The 15,438-nt window shown below is 70.0% G+C and carries 12 protein-coding genes; 7 read left to right on the top strand and 5 right to left on the bottom strand.

Annotation, left to right across the window (positions count from 1 at the left end):
• Nucleotides 1-32: 32 nt before the first annotated feature.
• The 4 genes from IEY70_RS07210 to IEY70_RS07195 form a co-directional block, all read right to left on the bottom strand.
• Nucleotides 33-1,997, bottom strand: coding sequence for a beta strand repeat-containing protein (locus tag IEY70_RS07210; protein WP_189064330.1), 1,965 nt, complete (start codon nucleotides 1,995-1,997; stop codon nucleotides 33-35).
• 173 nt (nucleotides 1,998-2,170) lie between these two features.
• Complete coding sequence (locus IEY70_RS07205; RefSeq protein WP_189064329.1) at nucleotides 2,171-4,072, bottom strand: beta strand repeat-containing protein; 1,902 nt, start codon at nucleotides 4,070-4,072, stop codon at nucleotides 2,171-2,173.
• A gap of 183 nt (nucleotides 4,073-4,255) precedes the next feature.
• On the bottom strand, nucleotides 4,256-5,107 hold the full coding sequence (locus IEY70_RS07200) for a hypothetical protein (protein WP_189064328.1): 852 nt from the start codon (nucleotides 5,105-5,107) through the stop codon (nucleotides 4,256-4,258).
• Nucleotides 5,108-5,271: 164 nt separating this feature from the next.
• Complete coding sequence (locus tag IEY70_RS07195; RefSeq protein WP_189064327.1) at nucleotides 5,272-5,475, bottom strand: hypothetical protein; 204 nt, start codon at nucleotides 5,473-5,475, stop codon at nucleotides 5,272-5,274.
• 97 nt (nucleotides 5,476-5,572) lie between these two features.
• On the opposite strand from IEY70_RS07195, the gene IEY70_RS07190 reads away from it, so the two are divergent.
• The 6 genes from IEY70_RS07190 (at nucleotide 5,573) to IEY70_RS07165 (ending at nucleotide 11,972) form a co-directional block, all read left to right on the top strand.
• Nucleotides 5,573-6,520: an ABC transporter substrate-binding protein gene (locus IEY70_RS07190; RefSeq protein ID WP_189064326.1), complete on the top strand. Its 948-nt coding sequence runs from the start codon at nucleotides 5,573-5,575 to the stop codon at nucleotides 6,518-6,520.
• A 461-nt stretch (nucleotides 6,521-6,981) separates the two neighbouring features.
• Nucleotides 6,982-7,908 (top strand): RIO1 family regulatory kinase/ATPase domain-containing protein, encoded by a 927-nt coding sequence (locus tag IEY70_RS07185; protein ID WP_189064325.1) that lies wholly within the window; start codon nucleotides 6,982-6,984, stop codon nucleotides 7,906-7,908.
• Between the two features lie 10 nt (nucleotides 7,909-7,918).
• The gene (locus IEY70_RS07180; protein ID WP_189064324.1) at nucleotides 7,919-8,329 is read left to right on the top strand and encodes a VOC family protein; all 411 of its coding nucleotides are present in this window, start codon (nucleotides 7,919-7,921) and stop codon (nucleotides 8,327-8,329) included.
• Nucleotides 8,330-8,426: 97 nt separating this feature from the next.
• Nucleotides 8,427-9,263 carry an HpcH/HpaI aldolase/citrate lyase family protein gene (locus IEY70_RS07175; RefSeq protein ID WP_189064323.1) on the top strand — a complete coding sequence of 279 codons (837 nt, stop codon included), beginning with the start codon at nucleotides 8,427-8,429 and terminating at the stop codon, nucleotides 9,261-9,263.
• Nucleotides 9,264-9,829: 566 nt separating this feature from the next.
• On the top strand, nucleotides 9,830-10,960 hold the full coding sequence (locus IEY70_RS07170; protein ID WP_189064322.1) for a carbohydrate kinase: 1,131 nt from the start codon (nucleotides 9,830-9,832) through the stop codon (nucleotides 10,958-10,960).
• Nucleotides 10,961-11,033: 73 nt separating this feature from the next.
• Nucleotides 11,034-11,972, top strand: a complete 939-nt coding sequence (locus IEY70_RS07165; protein WP_189064321.1) for a pseudouridine-5'-phosphate glycosidase — start codon at nucleotides 11,034-11,036, stop codon at nucleotides 11,970-11,972.
• A gap of 66 nt (nucleotides 11,973-12,038) precedes the next feature.
• Here IEY70_RS07165 and IEY70_RS07160 read toward each other — a convergent pair whose 3' ends face one another.
• Nucleotides 12,039-13,367: a dicarboxylate/amino acid:cation symporter gene (locus tag IEY70_RS07160; RefSeq protein ID WP_189064320.1), complete on the bottom strand. Its 1,329-nt coding sequence runs from the start codon at nucleotides 13,365-13,367 to the stop codon at nucleotides 12,039-12,041.
• Between the two features lie 446 nt (nucleotides 13,368-13,813).
• Between IEY70_RS07160 and IEY70_RS07155 the strand changes: the two genes are divergently transcribed.
• Complete coding sequence (locus IEY70_RS07155) at nucleotides 13,814-15,433, top strand: ATP-binding protein (protein WP_229777728.1); 1,620 nt, start codon at nucleotides 13,814-13,816, stop codon at nucleotides 15,431-15,433.
• Nucleotides 15,434-15,438 lie beyond the last annotated feature (5 nt).

Genomic DNA, 15,438 nt, shown 5'->3' with positions numbered 1-15,438 from the left:
TCACGGCGAACCTCCGCCCCGTGTCATGGCACTCAGGGCACGTTGTACACGTTGTCCGGGTTGTTCCCCGACACACTCCCACCCGTCTGCGAGTACAGACCGATCCGCGTGTTGTACACCCCCGCCCCCACACGCGCCGTGTTCCCCGTCACGCTCCCCGCCGTGATGCTCAACGACCCGTCATTCCAGAAGCCACCCGCCACGTTGTTGTCATCCGCCCGGTTCCCACTGACCGTCGCGCCCGACAGCACGAACGTCGACCGCCCCGACTGCTGGTACGGACCGTCCAGCTTCACGCCACTGCCATACCACGCCACGTTGTTGCTGATCGTCCCACCACTGGCCGTCATGCTCGCCCCCGCGTACAGCCGCACACCCCCACCACTGCCGTCCTGCCTGTCGATCCGGTTGGTCACGGTGTTCCCCGTGATGCTCCCGCCGGTCATCTCGACCCGGGCTCCGCTCCCCACCACGATCCCACCACCCGTCGTGACGACGGTATTCCCCGTGATCGAGCCGCTCACCAGCTTCAGCACCGAGCCGGTCCACACCGCCACGCCACCGCCCGCCACCTGCGCCGTGTTCCCCTGAACGGTCGCGCCCTGAATGACATGCGTGCCGACACCCTGATCCGCCGAACCGATCGACACACCCCCACCACGGTCCGCGCGGTTGTTCCGGATGACCAGCGTGCCCCCCAGCGTGACCGTGGGCTGCGTGCCGGACTGCGCGTACGTGGCGATGCCACCCCCGACACCCGGCGTGGTGTTGTCCTCGATCACGCCGCCCGTCAGGGACATGGTCGCGTCACTGTTGATCCCACCACCCGCCAGTGTGGCGCTGTTGCCCCGGATGGTCCCGCCGGTCATGGTGAAGCCCTTGGCAGTCGAGGACAGGGTGAGTGCGCCGCCATACCGCGTGGCCGTGTTCCCTTCGAAGGTCCCACCTGTGATCTTCAACGTCCCGTCCGTGTAGAGGTTGATGACCCCGCCATTATCGGCGGTGTTCCCGGAGAAGGTTCCTCCACTGATGTTCAGCGTTCCTCCGTTGTACGTGTTGATGGCCCCGCCGTTGGCAGCGGTATTCCCGGAGAACGTGCCCCCGGCGATGTTCACCGTTGCCGTTCCACCCAGGCGAATGACTCCGCCTCCACCCGAGGGGTTCGTGGCGTTCTTCGAGAACGTCCCCCCCGTGATGGTCGTCTGGCCCTCGTACGCGACGAGTACGCCACCACTGCACCCGGTGAGGGGATTCGTGCAGGTGTTGGAATCGAACGTGCCCCCCTTGATGGTCAGGGTGCCCCCGGTCTGGCGGATGACCCCGCCGGTGTACACGGCACTGTTGTTCTTGAAGGTGCCGCCATCGATGGTGAGCGTGCCGTCGTTGGCGATCGCGCCGCCCGAGCCGGTGCTCTCGTTGTCCAGGTCCGGTGTGGGGATGGTGGCGCGGTTGCCGGTCATGGTGACGTTCTTCAGGGTCAGGGTCGCGCCGGGCACGTTGAAGATGCCGCCCCCGTTGAACGCCTGCCCGTTCTGGATGGTCACGCCGTCCAGGGTCAGCGTGCCGGAGTTGATCAGGTTGCCACCCCAGGTGCCAGCCGTCGCGGCGGCCGGCGCGAGGGTGAAAATCGCCGTATCGACAGTGCCGCCCGTCCCGCCGGTGATCGTGCCGCCCTGCATGGTGACGGTGGCGCCCTTTGCGATGTCCAGTGCCCGTCCCTTCCCGGCGGCGTCGATGGTCACACCCGTCGCGATGATCGTCACATTCTTGTCGATACTCAGCGGACTGGCCAGTGTCAGCGTTCCCGTGCCGGTCAGGCGCAGCGTGTCGCCACTCTTCGCGGCGGCCAGCGTGTCCCGCAGGCTCCCCGCCCCGCTGTCCGCGAGACTCGTCACGGGCGTCCCGACGGGCGTGGGCGTTCCTGTTCCACCTCCTCCGCAGGCGGCCAGTGTCAGGGTCAGCAGCAGCAGGGCGGGCATCCGGGCATTCATGGTCATGGTCTTCCCTCCATGCCCCCAGGGCGGCCGGGCGGAGGGAATGAGGCCCGCCCGCGCGCTGAAGGTAAACGGAGTGTGCTGGGCGGGCAGTGACCGCACCGTGACCGCTCAGAATCAGGGCACAGCAGAGCGGGGCGGAGGTTCGCGGCGAACCTCCGCCCCGCTTCATGCATTTACTGGGAGTTGAACACGTTGTCCGGGTTGTTCCCAGTAACGCTCCCGCCCGGCTGGGCATACACGCTGCCACTGGTGTTGAATACTCCACCACCGTTCCGTGTGGTCGTATTACCCGTCACGCTACCTGAGATGATGGTCAGTTTCCCACGATTGAGGAATCCTCCCCCGTCCCGACCGTCGGCACGGTTCCCGGTGATCGTCGCGCCCGAGAGGATAAACGTGGACATCGGAGCAGTCTGATTTCCAGCGTTGGTTTCCACCCCACCACCCAGCCACGCGGTATTCCCACTGATCGTCCCACCGCTAGCGGTCATGCTGCCACCCGAGTACAGTGTCACGCCGCCGCCGCCTCCACCCTGTCCACTGGTGCGGTTTGTCACGGTGTTCCCGGTGATGCTGCCGCCTGTCATGTTCATCGTCCCGTCCATAGCAACTCCACCCCCCGATTTCACAGTAGTGTTGCTTTTAATTTCCCCGCCAGCCAAGGTGAAGACCGTTCCCGTGAGTACCCGGACGCCGCCGCCGCCGTCTGCGGTGCCGGTCACGCTGTTCCCGCTGATGCTCCCCCCATCCATGGTGACCTGTGCGTTCTGCACGATGGTCACGCCGCCGCCGGACCCTGTGGCGGTGTTGCCGCTGATCTGGGCCGTGCCGCCGATGCGGTAGGTGCGGCCGGGCCGGACGAAGATGATGCCGCCGCCGCTGGCGGTGGCGGTGTTCTTCTCGATCGTGCCGCCGGTGATGGTCAGGTCACGCCACGTGTCGATGCCACCGCCGTACATGCTGCTGTTCCCACGGATCGTGCCGCCGCTGATGGTGGATTTGGCGTTCAGCCACAGGCCGCCGCCGCCGTTATCAACCTTGCCGGTGGTCCGGTTGTTCTCGACAGTGCCGCCGGTCATGGTGAAGGTGGGCGTGATGATCGTGGTGCATTCGGTGCCAACGCAGCTGGAGAGGACGACGGCGCCACCCCCGAAATGCGTGGCGGTGTTTCCGGAGATGCTGGCACTGCCGAGGGTCAGGTCACCTGCCGTGTACAGGCCGCCGCCCGCGCAGCCGGCGGCGTCGGCGTTGGTGGTGCCGGTCAGGGGGCGCGTGCAGGCGTTGTCGTTCACGCTGCCCGAGGTGAGGGTCGTGACGCTGCCCACCTCTCCGAAGATGCCGCCGCCGCTCCAGGTGGCCCTGTTCCCGTCGATGCGTCCTCCTGCGAGGGTCAGGGTGCCCTTGTTGAAGACGCCGCCGCCGCGGCCCTGGTCGAAGGTGTCGACGTCGCTGTTCAGGGCGGTCGCCTCGTTGCCGGTGACGTTCGTGTTGCCCTTCAGGGTGAGGGTCGCGCCTTCGGTGTTGTAGATGCCGCCGCCCGAGTTTGCTTTCCCGCCCGTGACGGTCACGCCGTCCAGGGTCAGGGTGCCCGCGTTGCTGAGCACGCCACCGTAGGTCAGGGGGGTGGCCTGGGGGTTCAGGTTCGCTGTCTGCAGGCGTGCGCGGGCCGCCTTGTTCATGTGTTCGGGCAGGGCTGCGCTGCGGAGGCTGGCGGGCAGCGCCCCTCCGGTGCCACCCTTGAGCGTGCCGCCCTGCATGGTGACGGTGGCGCCCTTGTCGATGTCCAGCGCGCGTCCCTTCCCGGCGGCGTCGATGGTCACGCCCGTCGCGATGATCGTCACGTTCTTGTCGATGCTCAGTGGACTGGCCAGTGTCAGCGTTCCTGTACCCGTCAGGCGCAGCGTGTCGCCACTCTTCGCGGCGGCCAGCGTGTCCCGCAGGCTCCCCGCCCCGCTGTCCGCGAGACTCGTCACGGGCGTCCCGACGGGCGTGGGCGTTCCTGTTCCACCTCCTCCGCAGGCGGCCAGTGTCAGGGTCAGCAGCAGCAGGGCGGGCATCCGGGCATTCATGGTCATGGTCTTCCCTCCATCCCTTCAGGGCGGCCGGGCGGAGGGAATGAGGCCCGCCCGCGCGCTGAAGGTAAACGGAGTGTCCGAAATGGGCAGTGACCGCACCGTGACCGGCTGAATGCGGGGCAAACGAGAAGGGCCGGACGCTGTGGCCCGGCCCCCTTCAGATGTGGGTGTTACTTGTCTGCGTTACTCGTCGTCGCGGCGGTTGTTCCAGCCGCGGTCCGCGCGGGCGCGGGGGCGGTCGGGGGTCGCGTCGGGCGCGGCGCTTTCGCGGGGGCGGAAGCCGCCTTCGCTGGGGCCGCGGTCGTCACGGGGACGGAAGGCGGGGCGGTCGCCACGGTCGTCGCGGGGGCGGAAGCCGCCACGGTCACCGCCACCCTGGTAGCCGCCACGGTCGCCGCCGCGGTCGTCACGGGGACGGAAGCCACCACGGTCGCCGCCGCCCTGGAAGCCGCCACGGTCGCCGCCGCGGTCGTCACGGGGACGGAAGCCGCCGCGGTCGCCGCCACCCTGGTAGCCGCCGCGGTCTTCGCGGGGACGGAAGCCGCCACGGTCGCCGCCGCCCTGGTAGCCGCCGCGGTCCTCGCGGGGACGGAAGCCGCCACGGTCGCCGCCGCCCTGGTAGCCGCCGCGGTCCTCGCGGGGACGGAAGCCGCCGCGGTCGCCGCCACCCTGGTAGCCGCCACGGTCTTCGCGGGGGGCGGGTGCGGGGCGCTGCTCGCCGCTGCGCAGGCCGCCCTGGCCCTGGGCTTCGCGCATTTCGCGCATCTCGCGGCGCAGGCCACGGATTTCCTTGCCCTGAGCTTCGAGCAGTTCTTTCAGTTCGGCCAGGACGCCGAGCAGTTCGTCGGCGTCGATGTACTCTTCTTCCTCTTCGCCTTCGGCTCCGTCGGCGCTGACGCCGCCTTCGGTTTCAGTTTCGGCTTCCTGGGCGTCCAGCACGGCGTCCTCGTCGGGTTCGCCTTCCAGCTGGGGGATAATGTCGCGCAGTTCTTCTGGCGTCTGCTCACCGGGGCGCAGCTCGTTGTTGTCCGTCATCTGGTTTGCTCCTTTTTCCTGCATCTGGCCCGTCTCTTGCGGGCGCTGCTCCGGACACCGGTGGGGGTCACCGTGTGCGGGCGTGCCCCCGAGTGTACCACCCGTACCGCCCGGAACCGTTCTGCGGGCGTTCACGGTTCGGGGGCGGAGCGGGCCTGCGCGGGTCAGCGGCGCAGCAGGCGGCGCAGCAGTGCGAACGCGGCGGCCCACACGATCACGCCGGTCAGGACGGCGGTCAGCAGGGCCAGCAGCGGGTGCCACGCGGCGCCCAGCCACAGGGCCATCAGGCTGAACATGGCCGCGCCCACCGCGATCAGGGTGGCGAGGCGGCGGGCGTTGTCCACGGGTGTCCAGGATTCCAGGTCCATGCGGCCAGCATGACACGGCAGGGCGGGCGCAGATGCCCCGGCGCGGCGTGCGGCAGGCGTCACAGACGCGTCATGCAGGCCGCCTATACTCGTTCTCATGAAACGCGCTTTCCTTCTGCTGCTGGGCCTGATGGCGACCTCCGCGTCCGCGCAGCGCACCGTGAATATCGGCCTGGGGTACAACCCGGACGTGCAGTTCACGCCGTTCTACGTGGCCGACAAGCTCGGGTACTTCGGCGCGGAGGGCCTGAAGGTCAACTACCAGCACGGGTACGTGTCGCAACTGCTGCCGCTGCTGCTGCAGGGCAAACTGGATTTCGTGGTGGGTGACCCCGAGGACGCCATCTTCGCCCGGAACCAGGGCGCGGACGTGCGGTACGTGATGACCATGTACCAGAAGAACCCGGTGACGGTGTTCAGCCTCTCGCCCCTGAACGGCGCGGCCAGCCTGAAGGGCAAGTCGGTGGGCATTCCCGGGCCGTTCGGCAGTTCGTACCACGCCATCCAGGCGCTGCTGGACAGCGCGGACCTAACCGAGGGCCGGGACGTGCGCCTGAACTTGATCGGGTTCACGCAGGTGGACGCCGTGCGCGCCGGACGCGTGGACGCCGCCGTGGGGTACTCGAACAACGACGTGCTGCAACTGGCCCGCACGAGCGGCAAGCGGGTGTACACGCTGGACATCAGCGGCGCGTACCCGATGGTCGGCGTGGGCCTGATCGGCACCGGCAAGAGCCTGAGCGGCGACCTGGCGAAGAAGGTCGTGCGGGCCAGTCAGCGCGGCCTGAAATTCACGGTCGCGGACCCCGCCCGCGCGTTCAAGCTGGCGCAGCCGGTGTTCGGCGCGAGCGGCAACCTGGACGTCCTGAAGGCCAGCACGCCCCTGATGACCGGCGCGTACAGCCGCGCCAACGGCATCGGCGCCATGGACCCCGCCGCGTGGACGAAAGCGGTCGCGGCCCTCGTGAAGCAGGGCAAACTGCCGGCCGGAGCGAAAGCCACCGATTACTACACGAACGCGTTCATCAGCAAGACGCTGAAGTAATACGGACTCCGATTGAATGGGCTGCAAAGCCCGTTCGATCCGAGCGAAGCGAGTGGGAGCAAAACGGGTTCCGGACGTGGAGCCGGCAATCCGGTGAAGTTCCGGATTGTTGGCGAAACAAACGGCAGTCCGTATAAGGACGCGCACAGGGGGGAGGCGGGGCTCAGTGCGGGCTCCGCCTCCCGCTTTTATTTGCCTTCTGTTGTCAGGGGCGTGCGCATCGGCCGGGTGTGCTAGGCGTGATGGCCTACCGCGCCCGGAGTTCGTGACACGCGCCGCTTTTGGCTGCTACGCTGAGGGTCAATCACCGAAAGGAGGTGCCTGTTATGACCAACATCACTGATGTCCAGACCGCCGCACACGGAGTCTTCGTTCCTGCAACCTGGAGTGATTTTGACGCACCAACACCGGCCACCTCTGCCTTCGGGCTGGCCTCCCTGCACTGACCGAACGGGGCGCCCATGAGCGCCCGCACCCACACCGACTGGCCCCACGACGACTGGCCCCACGACGACTGGACTGACACATCCTGGGACGACGAACGCTGGGATACCCCGCCGCCCCGACGCCGTGAGAAGCGCAGTCCGACTGGCCGTCGCCAGCTGGCCCACCTGACCGCCAGCGACCCCGAGGACGTGCAGGACGACGTGATCCGCCGCCTGACCGACCGCGGGTACATCACCGAGGTCGTCGCGGAACTCAAGAGCGGCAAGGAAGCCACCGCGTACGTCGCGCGCGGCCCGCGCGGCAGCGTCCTCGTGAAGCTCTACCGCGACCTGCAGGCCCGGTCGTTCAGGAACGATCAGGTGTACCGCGAGGGGCAGGTCATCCTCGACGTCCGCGCCGCGAAGGCCATGCAGAACCGCACCCGCCTGGGCCTGGAAATGCTTCAGCAGGACTGGGTCCTGAGCGAGTACGCGCACCTGTGGACCCTCTGGAAAGCCGGACTGACCGTCCCGGAACCCCTGGCCGGGCCGCACCCGACCGCGTACGCCGAAACCGTTCCCGCCGTCGTCATGCGCCTGATCGGCACCGAGGATCACGTCGCCCCGCGCCTCAGTGACGCCGCCCTGACCCCCGCGCAGGCCCAGCGCGCCTGGGAGCAGAGCCTTCAGGGCATGGCCGACCTGCTCCGGCTCGGGTACGCGCACGGCGACTACAGCACCTACAACCTTCTCTGGTCGGAGGACACCGTGACCATCATCGACTTTCCGCAACTCACCACCCGTCAGAACCCCAACTTCCAGACCCTGCTGGCCCGCGACGCGCAGAGCCTCGCCACCAGCTTCCGCAAGCACGGCATCCAGACCGACGGGCAGAGCGTCCTGCGGGACGTGCAACGCCGCGCGCTGGGTCCCGCACCGGAACCCCGCCTGCTGCTCCCGTAAACTGCCGAGCATGCGCGTCCTGGAAACCTGCCTGTACGTGGACGACCTCGACCGGGCCGAGCAGTTCTACACCCAGGTGCTCGGCCTGACCCTGCACAGCCGCGTGCCGGGTAGGCACCTGTTCTACCGGCTGGACGGCAGCATGCTCCTGATCTTCGACCCGCGCGCCAGCGCCCAGCCGGGCGACGTACCCCCGCACGCCGGAGCGCCCGGCGCGCACGCCTGCCTGACCCTGCACCCCAGCCAGACGGACGCCTGGGAAGCCCGCCTGCGTGCCGCCGGCCTGACCGTCACCCGTTACGCCTGGGGCGACCGGGGGGAGAGCCTGTACTTTCACGACCCGGCCGGGAACGTCCTGGAACTCGCCCCGCCCCGCATCTGGGGACTCGATGCGGGGCGGCGTACTACCGTGAACGCATGACCCGCACCCTGCCCCGCGCGCTGCGCTTCATCGCGGCGCTGCTGCCGTTCCTGCTCGCCACCAGCGCCGCCCGCTCCCGCACCCGCAGGCGGCCCGCATGAACCCCCTGCGCTCCGGGCTGCCCCTGCGCTCCGTGCTGTACGTGCCGGGCGATAAACCCCGCGCCATCGAGAAAGCCCGCACCCTGCGCCCCGACGCCATCATCCTCGACCTCGAAGACGCCGTCGCCCCCGAACACAAAGTCCAGGCCCGGCAGCACGTCCGGGACGCCCTGCGCACCCCCTGGACCGTCCCCGTCCTGATCCGCGTCAACAGCCTGAACACCCCCTGGGAACACGACGACCGCGAACTCGCCCTCACCGCAGGCGCCGCCGGCATCGTCCTGCCCAAAGTCGAGGACGCCCGCACCGCACGCGACCTCAGCCTCGGCCTGCCCCTCTGGGCCATGATCGAAACGCCCCAGGGCATCCTGAACGCCCCCAGCATCGCTGCCGTGCCCGGCGTCACCGCCCTCCTCGTCGGCGCGAACGACCTCGCCCGCGCCCTGCGCACCCGCCCCCACCCTGACCGCACGCCCCTGCTGCACGCCCTGAGCAGCGTCGTCCTCGCCGCCCGCGCCCACGGCAAAACCCCCCTGGACGCCGTCTACAACGACATCCGCAACCCCGACGGCTTCCAGCGCGAATGCCAGCAGGGCCGCACTCTCGGCTTCACCGGCAAGACCGTCATCCACCCCGACCAGATCGAAGGCGCCAACACCACCTTCGGCGTCACCGCCGCAGAAGCCGGAGCGGCGCGGGAACTGATCGCCGCGTGGGAACAGGCCCGCCGCGAAGGCAAAAGCGTCGCCACGCACCGGGGCGCACTGGTCGAGCAGATGCACGTGGACGAGGCGCAGGAGGTTCTGGCTCTGTGGGGGGTTACGGAGGGGTAGGTGGGCGCCTGCGGCGGGCTGCCCCTCCCCCCAGCCCCCTACCCCAGGGGGGCAGGGGGAGCAACGTTGCACTGGGCAAGAGTTTGTTTCGGCGCGGCGGGGTTGCTGTGGGCGGTGACGGGTCCGGCCTCGACGCCATCCTCCGCCCCCCTCGCAGGCCCGCGCGCTGCGCGCACGACGGCCGGTGGTGATCTGCGGTGGCTGGCTGGGTGCCTTGCTGAACGCCGCTGATCGACTCTGAAAACCATGCTCTGGCAAAAGCCCAGAAAGTAGAACCTTCCAGCTCGCACCAAGTTGGCTGGCCCGCCCGGCGTCGTGGCAGCCGAGCCCGTCGTGCGCGCAGCGCGCGGGGCGAACGCGGCGGGGGCGGAGGATGGCGTGTGAGCCGTGGCCGTCCCCGCCGATCACCCGCCATGCAAGCCCGCAAAATACCTGCCCAGTGCCAACGTAAGCTCCCCCTGCCCCTCTGGGGTAGGGGGCTGGGGGGTGGGGCCGCACCCAGAAACCCCGCCGCAGACACCCCCACCTTGATTAATCACAGAAAACGCCTTTATCATAGAAAACAGATGCCCCTGACCGACACCGAATCCGCCCTCCTCGCCCTGATCCGCGAGACGCCGCTGGCGACCCCGGAGGAACTGGCGCGCCGCCTGGGGTCCACGCGGGCGTCCGTGAACGTGCACGTGAGCAATCTGGTGAAGAAGGGCGCGCTGCTGGGCCGGGGCTACCTGCTGCCCGAGGCGGGCGGCCCGGGCCGCGTGGTGGTGGTGGGCGGCGCGAACGTGGACGTGAAGGCGCGAACCATCCAGGCAGCCGTGCCGGGGACGAGTAATCCGGGCGTGTCGGCGCAGGCGCCGGGGGGCGTGGCGCGGAATGTCGCGGAGAATCTGGCGCGGCTGGGCGTGCCCGCGTCGCTGGTGAGTGTGGTGGGCCGGGACGCGCTGGGCGACTGGTTGCTGCGGGAGACGGAGGCGGCGGGTGTGGATGTGCGGGCGGTGCTGCGCGCGCCGGACGTGACGACGGGGACGTACACGGCGGTGCTGGATGCGAGTGGGGAGCTGCTGGTGGCGGTGGCGGCGATGGCGGCGGTGGAGGCCCTGACCCCGGCGGCGTTGCAGGAGCGGCGTGGGGTGCTGCGGGGCGCGGCGTGGGTGGTGGCGGACGGGAACCTGCCGGAGGGGTCGCTCTCTCACTTGCTGTCCCTGGCGGCCGAGGCAGGGGTGCCGGTGGTGTTCGAGCCGGTGAGCGTGCCGAAGGCGGCGCGGTTGCGTGCTGCGCTGGCGGCGGGGCTGGTGCCGCAGGTGGTGACGCCGAACGTGCCGGAACTGGGCGCCCTGCTGGGCCGGGACGTGCCGGACGAGCCGGAGGCGCTGCGCGGGGCGGCGGCCGAGTTGCACGCGCAGGGGGTGCGGCTGGTGTGGGTGCGGCGGGGCGCGGCGGGCAGCCTGCTGTCCACGCCGGAGGGCGTCACCGAACTGGCGGCCCTGCCCGCCGACGTGCGGGACGTGACGGGCGCGGGGGATGCGATGCTCGCGGCGTTCCTCGCGGCGCTCGCGTCGGGCCTGCCACCCGCCGAGGCGGCGCGGCATGGTCACGCGGCGGCGGCGATCACGGTCGAGAGTGACCACGCGGTCTCCCCCACCCTCACCCCGGCGGCCATCCAGGCGCGCCTGACGGGGGCCGCCACGACCGGCTAGCCGCACCATCCTCACTCCGTTTCACCCTCTCACCACTCATCATTCCGGGCTGACTGCCCCAGCGAGGTTTCCCATGACTCACGACATCAACCCGACCGTTGCCGCCTACCTGGACATTCACCCCGAAGTCGCCTCCGCGCTGGCGGCGGGGCGCGCGGTGGTGGCGCTGGAGAGCACGATCATCAGTCACGGCATGCCGTTCCCGCAGAACGTGGAGATGGCGCGCGGCGTGGAGGACGTCGTGCGCGCGCACGGCGCGGTGCCCGCGACGATCGCGGTGCTGGGCGGGCGCCTGAAGGTGGGCCTCACGCCCGAGGAACTGCACCTGCTGGCGACCGACAAGGGCGTGGAGAAGATCAGCACCCGTGACCTGCCGGTGACGGTGGCGCTCGGGAAGCACGGCGCGACGACGGTGGCGAGCACCATGCGCGTGGCGGCGCTGGCGGGCATCCGCGTGTTCGCCACGGGCGGCACGGGCGGCGTGCACCGGGGCGCGGAGCGCAGCATGGATGTCAGCGCGGACCTGCTGGAGCTGGCGCAGACGGACGTGTGCGTGGTCAGCGCGGGCGTGAAGAGCATCCTGGATATCGGCCTGACGCTGGAGGTCCTCGAGACGCACGGCATTCCGGCCCTGACGCTGGGCAGCGAGGAGTTCCCGGCGTTCTACTCCCGCCAGAGCGGCTTCAAAGCCCCCCTGACGGTCGCCACGCCCGAGGAGGCCGCGCGGGTCCTGAAGGCGAAGTGGGATCTGGGCGTGTCGGGTGGCGTGATGCTCGCCAACCCCATCCCCGAGGACGCCGAGATTCCCGCCGGGGAGATCAACCCGCAGATCGAGCAGGCGCTGCGTGACATGGACGCCCTGGGCCTGACCGGCAAGGACACCACCCCGTACCTGCTGGGCCGCATGGTCGAAATCACCGGGGGCCGCAGCCTGCAGGCGAACATCGCCCTCGTACGCCACAACGCCATGGTGGCCGCGCAGGTGGCCGTCGCGTACGCACAGCTGGGCTGATGGCTCAAGGCAGATGGCAGATGGCCGCGCCCTGGCCATCTGCCATCTGCCATCTGCGTCCTTCCCCTACGCGGGTTGTGCGCTGCCCAGCTTGCGGCCTTCGCCGTGTTCTTCGGCCTGGACGTCGGCGGTGGCGGGGGGGAGTTGTTCGCCGTTGAGGACGCGGGTGAGGCGGGTCATGTCGAGTGCGTTCTCGCTGCGGGCGACGACGAGGGTGGCGACGCCGTTGCCGATGATGTTGGTGATGGCGCGTCCTTCGCTCATGAAGCGGTCGATGCCGAGGATCAGGGCGAGGCCCGCGACGGGGACGGTGCCCAGGGCGGCGAGGGTGCCCGCGAGGACGACGAAGCCACTGCCGGTGACGCCCGCGGCGCCCTTGCTGGTGAGCAGGAGGATGCCGAGCAGGGCGACTTCCTGCGCGAAGCTCAGGTTGGTGTTGGTGGCCTGGGCGATGAACACGGCGGCCATGGTCAGGTAGATGCTGGTGCCGTCGAGGTTGAAGGAGTACCCGGTGGGGACGACGAGGCCGACGACGCTCTTGTTCGCTCCGGCGTGTTCGAGTTTGGCCATGAGGCGCGGCAGGGCGCTCTCGCTGGAGCTGGTGCCGAGCACGAGCAGCAGTTCTTCCTTGATGTAGCGCAGGAATTTCAGGAGGCTGAATCCGGCCAGCTTGGCGATGACGTTCAGCAGGACGAAGACGAACAGGGCGCAGGTGACGTAGAAGGTGCCCATCAGGTACGCGAGCTGCTGGAGGCTGCCGACGCCGTACTTGCCGATGGTGAAGGCCATCGCGCCGAATGCGCCGATCGGGGCGAGTTTCATGATGAAGCCCAGGATCTGGAACACCATGACGCTGACCGCGTCGATGCCTTTCAGGATGCGCTGGCCGAGGTCGCCCATGCGGATCAGGGCGAAGCCGCTCAGCAGCGCGATGAGCAGCACCTGCAGCAGGTCCCCCTCGGTGAAGGCGCTGACGAAGGTGGTGGGGATGACGTGCAGGATGAAGTCCGCGACGGTCTGCTCGCCGGCGGCGTCGGTGTACTTGGTGATGGCGCTGGTGTCGAGGGTGGCGGGGTTGATGTTCATGCCGCGTCCGGGGCCGACGAGGTTCACGACGACCAGCCCGATCAGGAGGGCGGCGGTGGTGACGACCTCGAAGTACAGCAGGGCCTTGCCGCCGACGCGGCCGATCTTCTTGGTGTCGCGCATGCTGGCGACGCCGCTGACGACGGTGCAGAAGATGATGGGGCCGATGACGACCTTGATCAGTTTGATGAAGCCGTCCCCGAGGGGCTTGAGCCCTTCCCCGACGGTGGGGAAGAAGTGGCCGACGAGCACGCCGATCACGATGGCGATCAGCACCTGCGCGTAGAGACTGCGGAACAGTTTGGGCATGGGGTGTCCTCCGGTGCGCCGCCTGCGGGCGCGGATAGGGGGGGCGCGGGTGGGGGCGCCGTGGTGGGGGGTGAGCCTGCGCGGGTGCAGGGCCGGGTGGGGGTTGTGGTGCCGCTCAGCATGCGCGCGGCGCGGGACGCCTGTCCCCGGCGGGGCGCGGCGGCGACCGGGTGAGGTGTGGCTGGAGGCCGTCCTGCCGGGCGCGCAGGGCCTGCCTGGGTGGGGTGGGGATTCGTACACCCGGTGAACACAAGGGCCGTGGAGGGTGGTTCATCAATGGTGCGGACAGGTTCATCACTTCAGGGCAGACCAGCGAGAAATACGCAGTGTTGACCCCTCCCCCTTGAGGGGGGAGGCCGGGAGGGGGTGAGCAGGAATGGCGTTACAGAAGACGTTTCAATCGGAGTCCGTATCAGGGGTCGGGGTGGGCCTACACTGCGGTCACCGTGCCCTCCCGCCTGCCTGCCCCGTCCCGCGTGCCGCCGCTGGCGCGTGAGGTGGCGCTGCCGCACACGCCGCGCCTGCTGCGGGTCGGGCCGCGGCTGTTCCTGACGACGCTGGGGGCGTTCCTGCTGCTGGGCCTGCCGGTGGCGGGGCTGGTGAGTCAGGGCGTGTCGGGCGGCATTCACCGCTCGTTCGCGGAGCGGTCGCTGCGCGAGTCGCGGCTGGTGGCGACCCTCCCGCCGGTCGTGGCGGCCCTGTCGGGGAACGCGGCCGAGCGGGCGAACCTGAACGCCCTGATGAACCGCTACCGCGATCAATTGGGCGCGGATTACGTGGTGGTCACCGACCGGGACGCGCGGCGGCTGACGCACCCGAACGCGGCGCAGGTGGGGCAGCGCATGCAGGGCGGGGACTTCACGGCGTTCCTGCGGGGCCGGAGCGTCACGGAGACGGTGCAGGGCACGCTGGGCCGCTCGGTGCGGTCGAAGGTGCCGGTCGTGGACGGCGCGGGGCGGGTGCTGGGCCTGGCGAGCGTGGGCTTCCTGCTGCCCCGGTTGCGGGACGTGTTTCTGGAGGTGCTGCGCGCGGGCCTGCCGTGGTACCTGCTGGCCCTGGGGCTGGCTCTGGCGCTGGCGCTGGGTGTGGCGCGGCGCGTGAAGACCGAGATGCTGGGCCTGGAACCCGAGCAGATCGCCGGGGGCCTGCGGCAGTACCGGGCGGTGCTGAACACCCTGGAGGAGGGCGTGCTGGTGGCCCGCGCCGGGCAGGTGTTCGTGATGAACCCCCAGGCGCGCGCGCTGCTGGGCACCCCGGACGCCGCGCTGCCGCTGCCGTGGCCGCCGGGCCTCCCGCTGCCCGTGCCGGGGGCCGGGCCGGTCACGGCCGAGGTCGGGGGCCGCCCGGTGCTGCTGGCCGCGCAGGAGGCCGGAGAGGGCGCGGTGGTGGTCACGCTGCGGGACCTGGCGCGCGTGCGGGCGCTGGCGGACGAGTTGACGCAGTCGCAGCGTTACGCCGAGCTGTTGCGGGCGCAGACGCACGAGTTCACGAACCGTCTGCACACCCTGGCGGGCCTGCTGCACCTGGGCGAGACGCGCGAGGCCCTGGCCCTGATCCACGCGCAGTCGGCGCGGCACGAGGCGCACCTGCAGGCGGTGGGGGCACTGCGGCACGTGCGGCTCTCGGCGCTGCTGCTGGGCAAGTTCGACCGCGCGGCTGAACTGGGGGTGACCCTCACCCTCGATCCGCTGTCGGCCCTGCCGGGCACGCTGCCGCCCGGCGTGCTGGACCTGCTGGAGCTCGCGGCAGGGAACCTGATCGAGAACGCGCTGGAGGCCGCGAGCGGCACACCGGACGCCGAGGTGCGCGTGCTGATCGCCACCGACCCCGAAGGCCTGATCCTGGAGGTGCGCGACACGGGCGATGGCGTGCCTCCGGCGCTGGTAGACACCCTGACCGTGCGCGGCGTGAGCAGCAAGGGTGCGGGGCGCGGCGTGGGGCTGGCACTCGTAGCGGACCGGGCGCAGGCGCTCGGCGCGACCCTCTCGCACGACCGCGTGCAGGCGGAGGGGCGGGAGTGGACGCGCTTCACGCTGGACGTGCCCCTCCCCGAGGCCGAAGAATGATGGGC

It is taken from the genome of Deinococcus seoulensis (assembly GCF_014648115.1).
GTDB lineage: Bacteria > Deinococcota > Deinococci > Deinococcales > Deinococcaceae > Deinococcus > Deinococcus seoulensis.
The sequence above is the reverse complement of the archived record's forward strand: the minus strand, read 5'-3'. Positions and strand labels throughout refer to the sequence as shown.